17 protein-coding genes are annotated in these 18799 nt (G+C 70.2%); 6 read left to right on the top strand and 11 right to left on the bottom strand.

What is annotated here, in order from left to right:
- Positions 1-121 precede the first annotated feature (121 nt).
- Both nusA and rimP read right to left on the bottom strand, forming a co-directional pair.
- Positions 122-1165, bottom strand: a complete 1044-nt coding sequence (gene nusA / locus A5764_RS11900) for a transcription termination factor NusA (protein WP_067113503.1) — start codon at positions 1163-1165, stop codon at positions 122-124.
- Between the two features lie 135 nt (positions 1166-1300).
- Complete coding sequence (gene rimP / locus A5764_RS11895; protein WP_067113500.1) at positions 1301-1843, bottom strand: ribosome maturation factor RimP; 543 nt, start codon at positions 1841-1843, stop codon at positions 1301-1303.
- Between the two features lie 213 nt (positions 1844-2056).
- Between rimP and A5764_RS11890 the strand changes: the two genes are divergently transcribed.
- Together A5764_RS11890 and A5764_RS11885 are read left to right on the top strand one after the other, a co-directional pair.
- Positions 2057-2602, top strand: a complete 546-nt coding sequence (locus A5764_RS11890) for a hypothetical protein (protein ID WP_067113495.1) — start codon at positions 2057-2059, stop codon at positions 2600-2602.
- The gene (locus A5764_RS11885) at positions 2599-3045 is read left to right on the top strand and encodes a ferritin-like domain-containing protein (RefSeq protein ID WP_067113493.1); all 447 of its coding nucleotides are present in this window, start codon (positions 2599-2601) and stop codon (positions 3043-3045) included. Before A5764_RS11890 ends, A5764_RS11885 begins: the two co-directional genes overlap by 4 nt.
- A 9-nt stretch (positions 3046-3054) precedes the next feature.
- Here the strand turns inward: A5764_RS11885 and A5764_RS11880 are convergent, their stop codons facing one another.
- Positions 3055-4812 carry a proline--tRNA ligase gene (locus A5764_RS11880; RefSeq protein WP_067113489.1) on the bottom strand — a complete coding sequence of 586 codons (1758 nt, stop codon included), beginning with the start codon at positions 4810-4812 and terminating at the stop codon, positions 3055-3057.
- Positions 4813-4913: 101 nt separating this feature from the next.
- Between A5764_RS11880 and A5764_RS27435 the strand changes: the two genes are divergently transcribed.
- Positions 4914-6188 carry a sterol desaturase family protein gene (locus A5764_RS27435; RefSeq protein ID WP_082951658.1) on the top strand — a complete coding sequence of 425 codons (1275 nt, stop codon included), beginning with the start codon at positions 4914-4916 and terminating at the stop codon, positions 6186-6188.
- Between the two features lie 57 nt (positions 6189-6245).
- On the opposite strand, the gene A5764_RS11870 is transcribed toward A5764_RS27435, so the two are convergent.
- From A5764_RS11870 to mqo, 7 genes are all read right to left on the bottom strand, one after another.
- Positions 6246-7838 (bottom strand): MFS transporter, encoded by a 1593-nt coding sequence (locus tag A5764_RS11870; protein ID WP_067113484.1) that lies wholly within the window; start codon positions 7836-7838, stop codon positions 6246-6248.
- Positions 7839-7860: 22 nt separating this feature from the next.
- Positions 7861-9102, bottom strand: a complete 1242-nt coding sequence (gene cobA / locus A5764_RS11865; RefSeq protein ID WP_067113481.1) for a uroporphyrinogen-III C-methyltransferase — start codon at positions 9100-9102, stop codon at positions 7861-7863.
- A gap of 22 nt (positions 9103-9124) precedes the next feature.
- Entirely contained in the window at positions 9125-10495 is a 1371-nt protein-coding gene (locus A5764_RS11860; protein ID WP_067113479.1) for a cobyrinate a,c-diamide synthase, read from the bottom strand.
- 103 nt (positions 10496-10598) lie between these two features.
- Positions 10599-11222, bottom strand: coding sequence for a cob(I)yrinic acid a,c-diamide adenosyltransferase (cobO, locus tag A5764_RS11855; protein ID WP_067113477.1), 624 nt, complete (start codon positions 11220-11222; stop codon positions 10599-10601).
- Between the two features lie 21 nt (positions 11223-11243).
- Positions 11244-13100, bottom strand: a complete 1857-nt coding sequence (locus tag A5764_RS11850; RefSeq protein WP_067113475.1) for a magnesium chelatase subunit D family protein — start codon at positions 13098-13100, stop codon at positions 11244-11246.
- On the bottom strand, positions 13097-13567 hold the full coding sequence (locus A5764_RS11845) for a GNAT family N-acetyltransferase (RefSeq protein ID WP_067113467.1): 471 nt from the start codon (positions 13565-13567) through the stop codon (positions 13097-13099). Before A5764_RS11845 ends, A5764_RS11850 begins: the two co-directional genes overlap by 4 nt.
- Positions 13568-13615: 48 nt before the next feature.
- A complete protein-coding gene (gene mqo, locus A5764_RS11840; RefSeq protein WP_067113749.1) occupies positions 13616-15046 on the bottom strand; it encodes a malate dehydrogenase (quinone) in 1431 nt (476 codons plus the stop codon).
- 181 nt (positions 15047-15227) lie between these two features.
- On the opposite strand from mqo, the gene A5764_RS11835 reads away from it, so the two are divergent.
- Together A5764_RS11835 and mtr are read left to right on the top strand one after the other, a co-directional pair.
- The gene (locus A5764_RS11835; protein ID WP_067113461.1) at positions 15228-16316 is read left to right on the top strand and encodes an alpha/beta hydrolase; all 1089 of its coding nucleotides are present in this window, start codon (positions 15228-15230) and stop codon (positions 16314-16316) included.
- An 11-nt stretch (positions 16317-16327) separates the two neighbouring features.
- Positions 16328-17707, top strand: a complete 1380-nt coding sequence (gene mtr / locus A5764_RS11830; protein WP_067113745.1) for a mycothione reductase — start codon at positions 16328-16330, stop codon at positions 17705-17707.
- Here mtr and A5764_RS11825 read toward each other — a convergent pair.
- Positions 17690-18196 (bottom strand): Fur family transcriptional regulator, encoded by a 507-nt coding sequence (locus tag A5764_RS11825; protein ID WP_156664642.1) that lies wholly within the window; start codon positions 18194-18196, stop codon positions 17690-17692. The genes mtr and A5764_RS11825 overlap by 18 nt on opposite strands.
- A 110-nt stretch (positions 18197-18306) precedes the next feature.
- Here A5764_RS11825 and A5764_RS11820 point away from each other — a divergent pair, with 110 nt between their 5' ends.
- On the top strand, positions 18307-18642 hold the full coding sequence (locus A5764_RS11820; RefSeq protein ID WP_067113459.1) for a hydrogenase maturation nickel metallochaperone HypA: 336 nt from the start codon (positions 18307-18309) through the stop codon (positions 18640-18642).
- Positions 18643-18799: the final 157 nt, after the last annotated feature.

Below are 18799 nucleotides of genomic sequence, written 5' to 3'. Positions count from 1 at the left end.
CACCGGAGTGTTTCTGTGCGCCCGACTGGTTTCGGGAGCCGAAAGTTCGCGCTGGATCACGGCTCAGTCTAGCGTCACCGAACCGATGGTCAGAACCGCCCGCGCAGAGCGCTTGGTGAGATCAGCGGTCGTGCGCCATCGGGTGGCTCGCCCCGTGTTCGGTCTGGCCTTCGGACTGCCCGGGCGAGTCCCCGCGAATGTCGATGCGCCAGCCGGTGAGCCGGGCGGCCAGCCGGGCGTTCTGGCCCTCCTTGCCGATGGCCAGCGACAGCTGGAAGTCCGGCACCACCACGCGGGCGGCCCGGGCACTCTGGTCGATCACCGACACCGAGACCACCTTGGCGGGCGACAGCGCGTTGGCGACGAAGCGCGCGGGGTCCTCGTCGTAGTCGATGATGTCGATCTTCTCCCCGGACAGCTCGCTCATCACGTTGCGGACCCGCTGCCCCATCGGGCCGATGCAGGCGCCCTTGGCGTTCAGGCCCGGAACGATGGACCGCACCGCGATCTTGGAGCGATGGCCGGCCTCGCGTGCCACCGCCACGATCTCGACCGCCCCGTCGGCGATCTCGGGCACCTCCAGCGAGAACAGCTTGCGGACCAGGTTGGGATGGGTCCGCGACAGCGTGATCAGCGGCTCACGGGACCCGCGGGTCACCCCCACCACGTAGCAGCGCAGCCGGTTGCCGTGCTCGTAGCTCTCGCCGGGAACCTGTTCGGCCGCGGGGATGACGCCCTCGGAGGCCTTCGTCTCGGAGCCCATCCGGACGACGACGAGGCCGCGGGCGTTGGCCCGGCTGTCGCGCTGGATGACGCCCGCGACGATCTCGCCCTCGCGGGTGGAGAACTCGCCGTAGGTGCGCTCGTTTTCGGCGTCGCGGAACCGCTGCAACATCACCTGGCGGGCCGTCGTCGCCGCGATGCGCCCGAAACCCTCGGGGGTGTCGTCCCATTCGCTGATGACGTTGCCGTCCTCGTCGGTCTCGCGGGCGATCACCCGAACCACGCCGGTCTTGCGGTCGATCTCGATGCGGGCGTCCATCTGGTGGCCCTGGGTGTGCCGGTAGGCGGTGAGCAGCGCGGATTTGATGGTCTCGAGCAGTTCGTTGACCGAGATGCCCCGGTCCACCTCGATCGCGTGCAGCGCGGCCATGTCGATGTTCATCAGCGCCGCTCCTTCTCATCGCTACGCTCTGCATCGTCGCTGGCGCGGTTCATCAGCGCCGCTCCTTCTCATCGCTACGTCCCCCTCGCCGCTTCGCGGCTGGGGGCACCCCCAGTGCATCGTCGCCGGCGCGGTTCATGCTCCGGCCTCCGTCCTGTCGGACCGACCCCTGATCACCCCAGTCGCCAGCTCCAGCTCGGTCTGGGCCGGCGACGAAAACTCAACCTGCGCAACGGCTTTGACGATCTCGTCGAGCGGTATCGCGCGCACCGTCCAGCCCCGGCCCGCGCGGAGGACCAGCGCGACGGTGTCATCGCGCGTCTCGCCGAGGCGGCCGGTCAGCCGCGACCCGTCGGACAAGGCCACCTCGACCTTGCGGCCCCGGGCGCGGCGGAAGTGCTTGTCGGTGGTCAGCGGACGGTCCACGCCGGGCGAGCTGACCTCGAGAACGTACTGGTCCCGGACGCCGTCCAGGCGGTCCAGCAAATCCGACGCGGAACGCGACAGCGTGGCTATCGTGTCGAGGTCGAGGGGGTCGTCGCCGTCGGCGATCACCGCAATGCGTGGCGGGCGCGTCCGCGCGTCGATGACCACGTCTTCGATTTCGTAACCGGCGCGCGCGAACTCGCCACTGAGTAGCTCGATCACCTGCGTCTGCGAAGGTAGCCCGGTGGTCACGGCGAGCTCCTCATCTTGAGTTGTCCGGTCATCTGCGGATGTCGCCGCGCGGGCGGCTTCCGGTGCCCCGGGGAACGCACCCGCTGCAGTTCCGCCAGAGTCAGCTATCAACGATACGCCAGGAATCGCCGATCACGGCGTGATCGAGCCGTGGTCACGGTCCCCGGACCAGCCAACCTTCGTAGCCGGGTCTTCCGATGGCAGGATGTTGCTGTGCCTAGCGGAGGACCCCCCATCAACAGGCGGGGTGTGCTCGCCGGTGGCGCGGCCCTTGCTGCGCTGGGGGTGGTGGTAGCCGCCTGTGGCGAGTCCCCGCCCAAGCCGCCCACCGTCGAGGACTTGTTGGGGCCGTTGGACCAGGCCCGGAAAGACAGTGCCCTGGCCAGCGCCGCCGCCGCGGACATCGGCCACCCGCCCCAGATCGCCGCCGCGCTGACGGTGGTCGCCACCCAACGCGCCGCGCAAGCGCGCGCCCTGTCGACGGAGATCTCCCGCGCGGCCGGCAAGTTCACCTCCTCCTCGTCGAGCGAAACGACGAGTCCCTCCAGCCCGAGCCCCAGTCCCGCCGAACCGGCGGGCCCGCCGCCGCCACCGCCGCCGGTGTCCGACGTGATCAATTCGCTGCGCGCCTCCGCCGAGAGCGCCAGCCGCCTGGTGGCCACCGAGTCGGGCTATCGGGCCGGGCTGCTCGCCTCCATCGCCGCGTCCTGCACCGCGTCCTATACGGTCGCCCTGGTGCCCGGGGGCCCGTCGATATGAGCTCCGGCAAGGACGCCGACAACGCGGCGCTGGCCGACGCGCTGGCCATCGAACACTCGACGATCTACGGCTACGGCATCGTGTCGGCGCTGTCGCCGCCCAGCGTCAACGACATGGTGGTCGAGGCGCTGACCGTGCACCGCCAGCGCCGCGACGACGTCATCGCCATGCTGGCCGCCCGCAAGGCCAACGCCCCCGTTGCCGCGCCCGGCTACCAGCTGCCCCTGCTGGTGGCCAGCGCGGCCGACGCGGCGCGGCTGGCGGTGCGGATGGAGAACGACGGCGCGACGGCCTGGCGCGCCGTCATCGAGCACGCCGACACCGCCGATGACCGCGCGTTCGCCTCCACGGCCCTGACGCAGAGCGCGGTGATGGCCGCTAGATGGAACCGGGTGCTGGGCGCCTGGCCCATCACGACCAGCTTCCCCGGCGGCAACGAGTAGCTCGCCGAGCTAGGACGCGATGGCCGACGCGATGTCGGTGGCCAGCGAGTCGCCGGCGGCCAGCTCGCGGGTCTGTCCGCCGAAGCGGTCGCGCAGCTCGACCACGCCGTCCGCCCAGCCCCGCCCCACCACGACGATCCACGGCACACCCAGCAGCTCGGCGTCCTTGAACTTCACCCCGGGCGAGGCCTGCCGGTCGTCGAGCAGCACCTCGACGCCGAGCCGGTCCAGGTCGGCGGCCAGCGCGGTGGCCCCGGCACGCGCCTCCGCGTCCTTGTTGGCGATCACCAGGTGCACGTCGAACGGCGCGACCGCCGACGGCCAGCGCAAGCCCAGCTCGTCATGGTGCTGCTCGGCGATGACGGCCACCATCCGCGACACCCCGAGGCCGTAGGACCCCATGGTCAGGCGCACCGGCCTGCCGTCCTCGCCGAGCACGTCGACGGAGAACGCGTCGGTGTATTTGCGGCCGAGCTGGAAGATGTGGCCGACCTCGATGCCGCGCGCCGACACCAGCGGGCCGGCGCCGTCCGGGGACGGGTCGCCGTCGCGCACCTCGGCGGCCTCGATGGTGCCGTCCGCGGTGAAATCGCGCCCGGCCACCAGGCCGACGACGTGCCGCCCGGGTTCGTCGGCCCCGGTGATCCAGCTGGTGCCGTCGACCACGCGCGGATCGACGAGATAGCGAACTTCGTTGTCGCGCAAGGCCTTCGGACCGATGTAGCCCTTGACCAAAAACGGATACTTGGCGAAGTCGGCGTCGTCGAGGAACGCGTACTCGGCCGGTTCCAGCGCCGCGCCCAACCTCTTGTCGTCGACCTCGCGGTCGCCGGGCAGCCCGATGGCCAGCAGCTCCCACTCCCCGCCGGGCTGGCGGACCTTGAGCAGCACGTTCTTCAACGTGTCCGCCGCGGTGACCTCGCGACCAAGGTCGGCCGTGTTGGCCCAGTCGACCAGGGTGGCGATCGTCGGGGTGTCACCGGTGTCGTGGACCACCGCCTCGGGCAGCCCGGCCACGACTTCCGCTGGCCGCGCCTCCGGGCGAGCCGTGACGACCGCCTCGACATTGGCCGCATAGCCCGACTCCAGGCACCGCACGAAGGTGTCCTCGCCGACCGCGCTCTCGGCCAGGAACTCCTCCGAAGCGCTGCCGCCCATCGCGCCCGACACCGCGGACACGATGACGTAGCGCACCTGCAGCCGGGAGAAGATGCGCTGATAGGCCTCGCGGTGCGCGTGGTAGGCGGCCTTGAGGCCGGCGTCGTCGACGTCGAAGGAGTAGGAGTCCTTCATCAGGAACTCCCGCACCCGCAGGATGCCCGCCCGCGGCCGCGCCTCGTCGCGGTACTTGTTCTGAATTTGGAACAGCAGCAGCGGAAAGTCCTTGTAGGAGCTGTATTCGCCCTTGACGGTCAGCGCGAACAGCTCCTCGTGGGTGGGACCCAGCAGGTAGTCGTTGCCGCGGCGGTCCCGCAGCCGGAACACCCCATCGCCGTATTCGGTCCACCGGTTGGTCGTCTCGTACGGCGCGCGCGGCAGCAGCGCCGGGAACAGGATCTCCTGGCCGCCGATCGCGTTCATCTCGTCACGGACGATGCGTTCGATCCTGCGCAGCACCCGTAGCCCCAGCGGCAGCCAGCTGTACAGGCCGGGCCCCACGGGCCGGATGTAGCCGGCGCGGATCAGCAGTTTGTGGCTGGGCACTTCGGCGTCGGCCGGGTCGTCGCGCAGGGTGCGCAGGAACAGCTCGGACATCCGGGTGATCACAGCGGGCCAGCCTAGCGGCGGGCGGCGGCCCGCCGAAAATCGTCGGGTTTTGCTCGCTGCCACTCAGGCTTTCCTTAGCCGCCGGCGATACGGTTCCGCGCATGGGCACGACCGCATCCCGCACGGTCTCCGATGATGGGAGCCGCCCCGCTGCAGGCACTGTGGTGGCACTGACGGTCTTGTACTCGATCGAACTGATCGGGATCCTTTGGGCGGCAATGGTTGTCGCGAGCCTCGGCCGCCCGCACCTGGGTCGCGGCGCCGGGCTGCTGGCAGTGGCCTTGCTGGTGGCCGCGGCGCTGGCCGGTCGGGACGCGATGCGGCTGCTGCGGGGGCAACACCGGCTGGGCGTGACCGGGCTGGCCGTGCAGTCGGCGCTCGTGATCGGCGCGATCGCGCTGGCCACGCAGCGGCCGGCTGTGGGGGCGGCGGGCATCGTCGTCGCCGCCGGTGTGCTGGTGGGATGGGGTCGACTGGCCAGGCCGGCCCGATCGGCCGAGCCGCCGGCCGTGTCACCCGAGGCACCGCGGAGGTCGTCAGATCCCAGTGTGACGAAGCCGGGCGCCGGCGGTGCCCTCCTGGTGCTGCTGACGGCGGCGCTGGTGCTGGCCGCGCTCAGCGTGCGCGGCGGAATCGTCGTCGGCATGGTCGCGCTGGCGATCATCTTCATCCCGCTCGAGCGGCTGTTCGCGCTGCGTCCGCGCCGGATACTGCGAACGGGATGGCGCACCGACGTGGTCCACTACCTGATCAACGGCGCCGCGCTCAAGGTCGGAATCGTCATCGCGGTCGCGGTCGTCGGCACCGTCTTGCGGGCCTTCGTCCCCGCGCCGTGTCGCGCCGCGATCGCCGCCAGCCCGGGTGCGGCTCAGGTCGTCGCCGCCTTGGCGATCGCGACCGTCGGCGGCTACGCGGGACACCGTGCCGCGCATGAGGTTCCGCTACTGTGGCGGTTCCACCGCGTACACCACAGCATCCGCGAGCTTGATTGGCTCGCCGCCAACCACCTGCACCCGCTGGACCAGATCTTCATCCGATCCGCTGCGGTGCTACCGCTGTACGCGCTGGATTTCGGCCGAATCAGCTTGGGCGCCTTCGTGATTGTGACCACGCTGCAGGCCATCTTCGTCCACGCCAACGTGCGGCTCACGTTCGGCCCGCTCCGATGGGTGATCGCCACGCCGCAGTTTCACCATTGGCATCACGCCCGCGAACCCCGGGCCTACAACTCCAACTACGCCGGCGAGTTCCCCGCCCTCGACGCGTTGTTCGGCACGCTCTACCTGCCCGCGCAGCGATGGCCCGCGCACTACGGCATCGACGACAGGGAACCGGACGGATACCTGCGCCAGCTGGTGTGGCCACTAACGCACTAGGCCGAACTAGGACCGAACGAGGCCGGTATGGTTCATCACCGCGGACGCGCGGGCGAGTTAGATCTCTCCGGCGTCGATCGCGTCCTTGACCTCTTGCGCGTGGGCGACCTGCTCGGGGGTATAGCCGATGAGCAGCGCCGCAGCGCCGACGATGACGGCCACGCCGGCCACCCACAGCAGGCCGTACGTATAGCCGTGGTCTAGCGCGTGCAGTTGTGCGTCGTTCATGAACTTCACCGGGCCGTTCGTGCCGCCCAGGTACAGCGTGCGGGAGGTGATCACGGCCTGGATGACGGCCAGCACCAGCGGCCCGCCCAGGCTCTGCAGCATCAGCGCGATGGCCGACACCGGGCCGATCTGGTCGAAGCCGACACCGGCGATCGCCGACAGAGTCAGCGGCACCACGCAAATCCCGATCCCGATCCCGCCAACGATGATGGGCACTACCAGGTTGGGGAAGTAGGGCACGCCCCGATGCATGAAAAACGAGCCGTAGATCATCGCCCAGAAAAGCAGAAGTCCGCCGCCGATTGTCAGCACCCGCGGTGAGTACCGCGACACCAGCTGCGAGGACACGCCCAGGCCGATCCCCATCGCGATGACGAACGGGATGAAGCCGACGCCGGCACGCAGCGCGCTGTAGCCGAGGATGTCCTGCACGTACAGGCCGATGCACACGGTCAGGCTGAACATGAGTCCGCCGGCCAGGAAGATTGCGCCGAAGGTGACCAACCGGTTGCGGTCTCGGAACAGGGCGAACGGCACGACCGGGTTTTCGGCGGTGCGCTCCACGACGACGAAGGCGAGGGCGGCCGCCAAAGCCACCGCGCCCGAGCCGATGGTGGTGACCGAAATCCAGCCCCTTTCCGGGCCCATCGAGAAGGCGAAAACCGCAGCGGTGCAAGCCAGCGTGGCCAGCAGGGCCCCGGTGGCGTCGAGCTTCATCCGCTCCCGGTTGGTTTCCCGCAGCGCGGTGCGGGCCAGGTAGACCATCACCAGCCCGATCGGCACGTTCACCAGGAACGCCAGCCGCCACGACAGCTCGGTCAGCGCCCCGCCAACCACCAGGCCCATCACCGAGCCGACCGCCGTCATCGCGGCGAACACCGCCGTGGCGGCGTTGCGGGCCGGGCCCTTCGGGAAGGTGGTCGCCACCAGCGCCAGGCCGGTCGGCGAGGCGATGGCCGACCCGATGCCCTGCAACAACCGGGCGACGACCATGGTCGCCTCGTCCCAGGCGACCGCGCACAGCACGGAGGAGATGGTGAACAGCGCCACGCCGACGATGAAGGTCCGCTTGCGGCCGATGGTGTCGCCGAGGCGCCCGCCGAGCAGCATCAGCCCGCCGAATGTCAGCACATACGCGGTGATGACCCAGCTACGGCCGGCGTCGGAAAGACTCAGGTCGTTCTGGATCTTGGGAAGCGCGACGATGGCGACGGTGCTGTCCATGGTCGCCAGCAGCTGCATGCCGCCGATCGCGATCACGGCCGCGATGAATCGCCAGGAAGGCAGCCATGTGGGGTAATACCTGCTGATGCGTGAGGTGGCGGTCTCCGCCGGCTGCGTGGGCCGCACCGGGGCCGGACGATCGGGGCGCGCAGCTGTCCAGTTCTGGGCGGCGCGCTCTGTGTCGTTGAGAGCCGTCATAATGGATTACCTTACAGTAATCTTAAGATCCGTTTAAACGCCGAGCGGCGCTGAGCCCTACTACGGCACCGATCACGATGATCGCGGGAGGTCGGATCCCTTCGGCGCGGATCTTCTCCGGCGTGTCGGCGAGGGTGGCCCGCAACGTATGCTCGGCCGCCGTCGTCCCGTGTTGAACCACCAGCACCGGCGTATCCGCACGTCGGCCGCCTTTCAGCAGTACGTCGACGAAAAGTTCGATGCGCTCGACGGCCATCAGCAAAACGATGGTGCCCGTCATCGCGGCCAGTGCGTCCCAATTCACTAACGATTCGGGGTGTCCGGGCGCAACATGGCCGCTGACCACCACGAATTCGTGATTTATGGCCCTGTGGGTGACCGGGACGCCCGCCAGAGCGGGCACTCCTATGGCGCTCGTCACACCTGGCACCACCGTGACCGGAATCCCGGCGTCCACGCACGCGAGGACCTCCTCATAGCCGCGGGCGAACACGAACGGGTCCCCGCCTTTGAGGCGGACCACGAAGCTGCCCGACCGCGCCCGTTCGATCATGACGCCGTTGATCGCGTCCTGGGCCATGGCCCGCCCGTACGGGATCTTGGCGGCGTCGATGACCTCGACGTGCGGCGGCAGCTCCGCGAGCAGTTCGGGCGGCGCGAGCCGGTCGGCGACCACCACGTCGGCCTGAGCGAGCAGGCGGCGGCCGCGCACGGTGATCAGCTCGGGGTCACCGGGACCGCCGCCGACCAGCGCCACCCCGCCCCCCGCCACGTCGGAGCTCTCGGGTGCATCGGGGGCTTCCGGTGTGATGGTCCCCGTCTGCAACGCCTCGCGGATGGCCGACCGGATCGCCGCCGACCGGCGGTGTTCGCCGCCGGCCAGCACCCCGACCGACAACCCGGCGTAGCTGAAGGTCGCCGGGGTCACCGCGGAGCCCTCGACGGCGATGTCGGCGCGGACGCAGAAGATGCGGCGGCGGTCGGCTTCGGCGACCACGGCCGCGTTCACCTGCGCATCGTCGGTGGCCGCGATCGCGTACCAAGCCCCTTCCAGGTCGCCGTCGCGGTATTCGCGCAGCGACAGGATGATTCCGGTCATCGCCTCGACGGACCGGGTGGCGGTGCGCGAGATGACGTGCACGTCGGCGCCGCTCGCGATGAGCAGCGGTAACCGGCGCTGCGCGACCGTGCCCCCGCCGACCACGACGACCTTCTTGCCGGCCAGCCGCAATCCGGCCAGGTAGGCGCTCTCGGTCTCGGTCACCCGCCAAGCCTAGAAGCTGGCGCTAGCGGCCGCGGGCCGCGGCGTGGGCGACGAAGCGCACCACCGCTTCCGGCGCGGCGGCCGGGTGGGTGTGCAGGTATGACGCGTGCACCCCGGCGTGCACCACACCGTCGCGCACGGCGCCTGCGCCGTCGTCGCGGTACGCCCACGCGGGCTGGTAGCCCTTGCTGAACGTGACGGCGGTCCGGTGGAATTCGTGCCCGACCGCCCGACGGCCGACGGTGTAGAGCGGTGAATCGGCCACCGCGACGGCGTCGCGATAGGCCAACGTGAGGCGCGGCGTGAAGCGCGCCGACCCCGCCAGCACCCCGCACATCGGGTGGCCGTCGAGCTCGGAGGCCAGGTAGATCAGGCCGGCGCATTCGGCGTGCACGGGAGCGCCGGCGGCGGCCAGCTCGTGGATCTGGCGGCGGACGACGGCGTTGGCCGAGAGTTCGGCGGTGAACTGTTCGGGAAAGCCGCCGGGCAGCAGCACCGCGTCGGTGCCGTCGGGCAACGCGTCGGCGAGCGGGTCGAATTCGGCCACGTCGGCACCGGCGGCGCGGAGCAGCTCGGCGTGTTCGGCATAGCCGAAGCTGAACGCCTTCCCGGTCGCCATCGCGACGACGGCGTGGCCGGGCCGGCCGTCGCCCACGGCCGCCGCCGGGTCCCACGGATCATCAGCGCACCCGCATCCCGCGGCCGCGACGACGGCGGGGATATCGACGTGTGCGGCCACCAAGTCGGTCATCGCAGCGACCGCGGCCTGCGCTCGACGGCCGTACTCGACGGCCGTGACGAGCCCGAGATACCTTGTCGGAACCTCTAATTCGGCCGTGCGCGGAATGGCGCCCAGCACCGGGGCACCGGCCTGTTCGCACGCCTGCCGCAGCACCTGCTCGTGCCGAGACGAGCCCACCAGGTTGAGGATGACACCGCACACCCGGGTCGCGGCGTCGAACGTCGAAAAGCCGTGCAGCAGTGCGGCAATGCTATGGCTTTGGCCGCGCGCGTCGACCACCAGGATCACCGGGGCGCCCAGCAGGCCGGCGACGTGCGCGGTGGAGCCGGCCGCGGGAGCCGTCGCGCTCGTTGCGATGCGCCCGTCGAAGAGCCCCATCACGCCCTCCACCACGGCGATGTCCGCGCCCGCGGCACCGTGTGCGTACAGCGGGCCGATCAGCCGCTCCCCCACCAGGACCGGATCGAGGTTGCGGCCCGGGCGCCCGGCGGCCAGGCCGTGGTAGCCGGGGTCGATGAAGTCCGGGCCCACCTTGAACGGCGCGACCGGGTGGCCGGCCCGCCGCAACGCCCCGATCAAACCGGTTGCGACCGTGGTTTTTCCGCTTCCCGACGCGGGCGCGGCGATGACGATCGCGGGGACGGGCTTCATCGCGCCACCCGCTGCCGCGAGCGTGCGCAGAATGACACCTCGCACGGCGTGTCGCCGTGCAAACACGCACGCTCGCGGGGACCGGAGGGACCGGCGAGGGCGCTCACCACTCGATGCCCTTCTGGCCCTTGCGGCCCGCGTCCATCGGGTGCTTGACCTTGGTCATCTCGGTGACCAGGTCGGCGGCCTCGATCAGCCGCGGCGGGGCGTCGCGCCCGGTGATCACCACATGCTGTTGACCGGGCCTGGCCACCAGGACGTCCACCACGTCGTCGACGTCGACCCAGCCCCACTTCAGCGGATAGGTGAATTCGTCGAGCACGTAGAAGTCGTGGCGGTGGGCGGCCAGCCGGCGCGAGATCTCGGCCCACCCGTCGGCCGCGGCCACGGCGTGGTCGGCATCGCTGCCGGACTTACGCGACTTACGCGTCCAAGACCAGCCCGCGCCCATCTTGTGCCATTCGACGGCCCCGCCGATCCCCTGCCGCTCGTGCAGCTCGCCGAGCCGGGCGAAGGCCGCCTCCTCGCCCACCTTCCACTTGGCGCTCTTGACGAACTGAAACACGGCCACGTTGAGGCCGGCGTTCCAGGCGCGCAACGCCATTCCGAATGCGGCCGTCGACTTGCCCTTGCCCGGCCCGGTGTGCACCGCCAGCACCGGCGTGTTGCGCCGCGCCCGGGTGGTCAGGCCGTCGTCGGGCACCTGGAGCGGTTTCCCTTGTGGCATGGGCGGTTGTCTCCCGGTCGTTCAGGCGACGCTGCGCACGGCGTGCGTCAGGTGGTCGGCGCGCAATTGCTCGAGCCGTACGGCCGGCGCGCCGAGCTGGTGGGCGAGTTGACCGGCCAATCCCAGCCGCACATACGACGTCTCGCAGTCGACGACCACCGCGGCGGCACCCTCGGCGACCAGCCGGGCCGCCGCGATCCGAGTGCGGCCCAACGGGTCCGGGCCGGCGGTGGCGCGCCCGTCGGTGAGCACCACCACCAGCGGACGGCGCGCGCGGTCGCGCGCCTTTTCCCGGATGATCAGCTCGCGGGCGGCCAGCAGGCCCTCGGCCAGCGGGGTCTTGCCGCCGGTGTCGAAGCGGGCCAGTCGCCGGCCGGCGATGTGCGCCGACGACGTCGGCGGGAGCAGCAGCCGCGCCCCCTGCTGGCGGAACGTGATGACCGCGACCTTGTCGCGGCGCTGGTAGGCGTCGCGCAGCAGCGACAGGGTGGCGCCGCTCACCGCGGCCATGCGGTCGCGGGCGGCCATCGAGCCCGAGGCGTCAACGACGAAGATCACCAGATTGCCTTCGCGGCCTTCGCGGATGGCGCGGCGCACGTCGTCCGGCTCCGGCCGCAGCGGGCCCGCCCCGGCGCGCTCGGCGGCCGCGAGCAGGGTGGCGAACAGGTGCAGCCCGTGCGCGCCCGGGTCGTTCCCGTCGGCCGCCGCCATCGCGCTGCCAGAAGCGTTGCGGGCCCGGGACCGTCGGCCCGGGGCGCCCTCGCCGACGCCCGGAACCGTCAGCGCCCGGGCGCGGAAGACCGTCGCCGGCGGCGCGCTGGGCCTCGTCGCTTGTGTGGGTATCGCATTCGAATGCTGTTGTTGCGGAGCGGCATCCGCGCCGGGCGACTGCCCGCCGCCGGGCGGGTCGGGATCGGGCTCGGGTTCGGGTGTCGAGTCTTCGGCGCCGGCGCGCGCCAGGGCTTCGTCCAGCTGATCGCGATCGATGCCGGGATCGTCGAAGGGGTCGCGCCGGCGCCGGTGCGGCAAGGCCAGCTCGGCGGCCACCCGGATGTCCTGCTCCTCGACGACGCGGGCCCCACGCCAGGCGGCGTGCGCGACGGCGGTGCGGGCCACCACCAGGTCGGCGCGCATGCCGTCGACGTCGAACGCCGCGCACAACGCGGCGATGCGCCGTAACTCGTTGTCCGGCAACACCACATCATCGACCACGGCGCGGGCCGCGGCGATCCGGCGGGCCAGCTCGGCGTCGGCGTCGGCGTAGCGCTCGGCGAACGCGTCGGGATCGGCCTCGTAGGCCATCCGCTGCCGGATGACCTGCACGCGCACGTCGACGTCGCGCGACGCGTGCACGTCGACGGTGAGACCGAACCGGTCCAGCAGTTGCGGACGCAGTTCGCCCTCCTCCGGGTTCATCGTGCCGATCAGCACGAACCGGGCCTCGTGCGAATGGGAGATGCCGTCACGCTCGACGTGCACCCGCCCCATCGCCGCGGCGTCGAGCAGCACGTCCACCAGGTGGTCGTGCAACAGGTTGACCTCGTCGACGTAGAGCACGCCGCCGTGGGCGCGGGCCAGCAGCCCCGGCGAAAACGCGTGCTCACCGTCGCGCAGCACCCGCTGCAGGTCCAGCGAGCCGATCACGCGGTCTTCGGTTGCGCCGAGCGGCATTTCGACCAGGCCGCTCCCCGAACCACCACCGTCGCTGCCGGTCGCGGCGGACAGCAACGCCGCCAGCCCCCGCACCGCCGTCGACTTGGCGGTGCCCTTCTCGCCGCGGATCAGCGCGCCGCCGATCTCGGGGCGCACGGCGCACAACAGCAGCGCGAGCCGCAGTTGATCGTGCCCGACGATGGCGCTGAACGGATAGGGCTTCACGGCAGCTCCCCCAGCCCGGAGCCGCGCTTCAGCATCGGCACGTGGGGGATGCCGTCGTCGAGGAAATCGTCGCCGTCACGGACGAATCCGTGCTGGGCGTACATGTCGGCCAGGTAGGTCTGCGCGTCGATCCGGCACGGGTAGTCGCCGACCTCGGCCAGCGCGGCGCGCAGCAGCCGCGTGGTGTGGCCCTGCCCGCGCGCGCTGCGCTTGGTGCACAGCCGCCCGATGCGGAACGCCTTCTCGCCCCCGGCGTGCTCCTCCATCAACCGCAGGGTGCAGATCACCTCGCCGTCGGGCGTTTCCAACCAGAAGTGGCGCGTCTCGGTGAGTAGGTCACGCCCGTCGAGCTCCGGGTACGGGCAGGCCTGCTCGACGACGAACACCTCCACCCGCAGCTTGAGCAGCTCGTAAAGCGTCGGGGCGTCAAGGTCTTTGGACCAAGAGCGCCGCAAGGTTTCACTCATGGCGCCGCTCCTCCTCATCGCTTCGCTCTGCATCGTCGCCGGCGCGCCTCATGAAGCCTCCAGCTGCAACACCTTGGTCCCCCACGACCACACCTCGCCGAAGAGCGCGGGCTCACCGGACAACTCCACCCCCAAAGACGGCACCATCTCCTTCAACGCCGGCAACCACGACCGGTACCGATCGGCGAAGCAGCGCTGCAGCACGTCGAGCATGGCCGGCACGGCGGTCGACGCCCCCGGGGAGCCGCCCAACAGCGCGGCGATGCTCCCGTCGGCGGCACTGAGCACGGTGGTGTCGAAGTCGAGCACCCCGCCCTTGCGCCTGTCCGGACGGATGACCTGCACCCGCTGGCCGGCCACCGTCAGCTCCCAGTCGGAATCGGTTGCGCTGGGGGCAAATTCGCGCAGCGCCCGCACCCTGTCGGGCTCGGAGAGCCGCAGCTGGCCGATCAGGTAGTCGACCAGCTTGCGCTGGGTCACCCCGACGCCGAGCATCGACAGCACGTTGTCTGCCTTGATCGAGCGGGGCAGATCGGTGAGGCGGCCGTGTTTCAAGAACTTCGGCGACCAGCCGGCGTAGGGCCCGAACACCAGCCACGACTTGCCGTTGACGAACCGAAGGTCCAGATGCAGCGCGCCGAGCGGCGGGGCCCCCGGCGCAGGCACGCCGTACACCTTGGCGCGGTGGGCGGCGGTGAGCGCGGGGTTGTCGGTGCGCAGGAACCGGCCGCCGATCGGGAAGCCGGCAAAGCCTTTGACCTCCTTGATGCCCGACCTCTGCAACAGCGGCAGCGCGTCGCCCCCGGCGCCGACAAAGACGAATTTGGCATTCAACCGGTGCTTTTCGCCGGTGCGGCGGTTGCCGACCAGCAGCGTCCAACTGCCGTCGGATTGGCGGGTCAGGTTGCGCACCTCGTGACCGAACAGCGCGGTGGTGCCGCCCCGCACGCAAAAACCGATGAGCTGTCGCGACAGCGAACCGAAGTCGACGTCGGTGCCGTCGGGGGCCCAGTTGAGCGCGACCGGCTCGGAGAAGTCGCGTTTGGCCGCCATCAACGGCAGCCGGCGCGCGAACTCGTCCGGATGGTCGATCAATTCGGTCCGCGCGAACAGCGGGTTGTCGGCCAGCGCCCGCTGGCGCCGCCGCAGGTAGTCGACGCGCTGCGCCCCGTGCACGAAGCTGACGTGCGGGATCGGGTTACAGAAGCCGCGATCGGTCAGGATGCCGTTCTCGACGGCGTACGCCCAGAATTGGCGGGTCACCTGGAACTGCTCGTTGATGCGGACGGCTTTGCTGATGTCGATCGACCCGTCGGGGTTCTGCGGGGTGTAGTTCAGCTCGCACAGCGCGGAATGCCCGGTGCCGGCGTTGTTCCAGGGGCCGCTGCTTTCGGCCGCGACCGCGTCCAGCCGCTCGATCAGGGTGATCGACCACTCCGGTTCCAGCCGCCGCAGCAACGCCCCCAGCGTGGCGCTCATGATCCCGGCGCCCACCAGCACGACGTCGGTGCGTGCCGTCCTGGCTAGCTGTGCCACCGGATCGCTGGTCCTTCCCTCGGGGAGCGCCGGTCCCAGGTTATCCCGACGCAATCCGGGCACTAGCGTCATGCGGCCTCCCTGTAACCAGCAACACCTTTAAGCTGGCCTCGTGAGCGGCGGGGTGACTGGCTGGGTGCCCGATGTGCTGCCCGGCTATTGGCAGCGCACGATCCCGCTCGGGTCCGATCCGGCCGGCGAGGGCGACATCGTGGCAACTCTGGTCCGACTCGGCGACCAGGCCCCAGCGACCTCAGTGGCCACAGCGACCTCGGCGGCCTCAGGGGCCGGCCACGCGGTGCTGGCGGTGCACGGCTACACCGACTACTTCTTCAACACGGCGCTGGCCGATCACTTCGCCGAGCGCGGCTTCACCTTCTACGCGCTGGACCTACAGAAGTGCGGCCGATCGTGCCGCGACGGCCAGACCCCTCACTTCATCACCGACCTCACCCAATACGACGCCGAACTCGAACACGCCTTGTCGATCGTCCAAGAGGGCGGCCGGCCCACCCGCGTGCTGGTGTACGGCCACTCCTCCGGCGGACTCATCGTGTCGCTGTGGCTGGATCGGCTACGTCGGCGCAATCCCGCCGCGCACGCCGCCGTCAGCGGCCTGGTGCTCAACAGCCCGTTTCTGGACCTGCAGGGCCCTGCGGTGCTGCGCCTGCCGGTGACCTCGGCGCTGATCGCCGGCCTGTCGCGGGTGCGGTCCAAGGGCGTGGTGCGCTCGCCCACCGACGGCGGTTACGGCACCACCCTGCACCGCGACTACCACGGCGAGTTCGACTACAACCTGCAGTGGAAACCGGTGGGCGGCTTCCCGATCACCGCGGGCTGGCTGCACGCGATCCGGCGCGGGCAGGCCCGGCTGCATCGCGGGCTCGACGTCGGCGTGCCGAACCTGATCCTGCGTTCGGATCACACCGTCCCCGAAAGCAGCGATGCGGCGTCCATGCAATGCGGCGACGCGGTGCTCGATGTCACCCAGGTCGCCCGGTGGGCGGGCTGCATCGGGAACCGCAGCACCATCGTCCCGGTGGCCGACGCCAAGCACGACGTGTTCCTGTCGCTGACGCGGCCGCGCCAGGCGGCCTACCGCGAACTCGACTCGTGGCTCGACAGCTACCTCAGCATTCTCAGCACCGACAACACGGCCGGCCCCGCTAATACCGCTAATACCGAAGCCTCGGCACCTTCGCGGAAGGGGTGACGGCCAAGACCATGGAAACCTACGACCTCGCGATCATCGGAACCGGCTCGGGTAACAGCATTCTCGACGACCGCTACGCCGGCAAGCGGACGGCGATCTGCGAGCAGGGCGCCTTCGGCGGGACCTGCCTGAACGTCGGATGCATCCCGACGAAGATGTTCGTCTACGCCGCCGAGGTCGCCGCCACCGTCCGGGGCGCGGCACGGTACGGGATCGACGCGCACGTCGACCGGGTGCGTTGGGACGACATCGTTTCGCGCGTCTTCGGCCGCATCGACCCGATCTCACTCAGCGGCGAGGACTATCGCCGCTCGTCCCCCAACATCGACGTGTATCCCGAGCACGCCCGGTTCGGGCCGGTGCAGCCCGACGGCCGCTACCTGTTGCGCACCGGCGCCGGCGAAGAATTCGCCGCCGATCAGGTGGTCATCGCGGCGGGCTCGCGCCCGGTGATCCCGTCGGCGATCCTGGCATCCGGCGTCCGCTATCACACCAGCGACACCGTCATGCGGATCGCCGAGCTGCCCGAGCACCTCGTGATCATCGGAAGCGGCTTCGTGGCAGCCGAATTCGCGCATGTCTTCTCCGCGCTCGGCACGCGGGTCACCCTGGTGATCAGGGGCGCCACGCTGCTGCGGCATTTCGACGACACCATTTGCGAACGGTTCACCCGAATCGCCTCGACCAAGTGGGAGCTGCGCACGCACCGCAACGTCGTGCGTGCGGCGAACCGCGGCTCCGGCGTCGCCCTGGAGCTCGACGACGGGAGCACGATCAACGCCGATCTGCTCCTGGTGGCGACCGGCCGGATATCCAACGCCGATCTGCTGGACGCCGAGCAGGCCGGCGTCGACGTCGAGAACGGCCGGGTGGCGGTCGACGAATACCAACGAACCTCGGCCCGCGACGTTTTCGCGCTCGGTGACGTCTCGTCGCCGCATCAGCTCAAGCACGTCGCCAACCACGAGGCCCGCGTCGTGCAGCACAACCTGCTGCGCGACTGGGACGACACCGACGCCATGGTCAGGACCGATCACCGCTTCGTGCCGTCGGCGGTCTTCACCGACCCGCAGCTGGCGACCGTCGGGCTGACCGAAAACCAGGCCATCGCACGGGGATTCGACATTTCGGTGGCGATCCAGAACTACGGCGACGTCGGCTACGGCTGGGCGATGGAGGACACCACCGGGATCGTCAAGCTCATCGGCGAGCGCAACAGCGGGTGCCTGCTGGGCGCCCACATCATGGGTCACCAGGCATCGTCGATCATCCAGCCGCTGATCCAGGGGATGAGCTTCGGGCTGACCGCCGCGGAGGTGGCCCGCGGTCAGTACTGGATTCACCCGGCGCTGCCCGAGGTGGTCGAAAACGCGCTACTGAACCTGGGCTGACGCGTCGTCGCCCTGGCATTGCGGGCACAGTCCGCGCAGCGTCAGTCCGGCGGCCTCCGACAGGGAGAACGAGCTGCCCGCCATCGCGTGCTCGAGCGCCGAGCTCAGCTGCCGGGCGGGCACCTCGATGATCGAGCCGCACCGCGTGCACACCGCGTGGTGGTGGGGGGCGGTGGCCAGGCCGTACGTGGTGACGCCGCCGTCGAGCGTGAGCGCGTGCAGCAAGCCCTGGTCGACCAGGGTGGTCACCGTGCGGTAGATGGTCGCCACGTCGGGCGGCTGGGCGCCGGGCGGCAGGCACGCGCGCACCCGCTGGTGGATCTCGGCCACCGGTAGGTGACCGTTGACGGGCTCGAGCACCGCCAGCACCTGGATCCGCGACGCCATCCGCCGCAGTCCGCGGGCGCGCAGGTAGTCACCGATCCGCTCGGTGACGGCGGGGTCGAGCGCTGACGGCTTAGGCGTCACCCGTTCAGTGTCGCGCCCCATACCCGGGATTGCCAGTTCCCGCGGGCAACGCGCCCGGCCGACCGTCTGGGTGTAGACAGTGCTCATGGGGCTCACGGGGCAGGCTCCCGGGCGGACGCCGGTGATCGGCGATGCATGAACTGTCGCTGTGCCAAGCGATCGCCGATCTGGTCAAGACGCACGCCGGCGGCCGCCACGTCGAGGTGGTGCGCGTGCGGATCGGTGCCCTGCGGCAGGTGGTTCCGGAATCGCTGTCCTTCTGCTGGTCGCTGGTCCGCGACGCCGAGGACATGCCGGATGCCGAGCTGGAACTCGAGTGCGTCGGCGCCGAAGTGAAATGCCGTTCCTGCGGGCGGCAGTCGGAGATCACCTCGGCCTGGTCGATCTGGTGCCCGCGCTGCGACAGCCCCGACGTTGAGGTGCTGCATGGCAACGAATTTCTGGTGACATCGCTCGACGTCTCGTAGGCTGCCCCATAGCGCTGAAAGCGCCACCAGCTCAGGGGTTTTGAAAGTTATTCCGCGAGCGTGCAATCCACGACGCGACCCGCCCTTGAGTTCTAGGGATGGTTGCAACACTTCGTGATTTGGGGAGTGTTGATGGCTGGGTATGGGCCCTTGGTAT

The organism is Mycobacterium sp. 852002-51057_SCH5723018 (assembly GCF_001667035.1).
Taxonomy (GTDB): domain Bacteria; phylum Actinomycetota; class Actinomycetes; order Mycobacteriales; family Mycobacteriaceae; genus Mycobacterium.
Note: the sequence above shows the minus strand (reverse complement) of the source record. Positions and strands in the feature narration are given on the sequence as shown.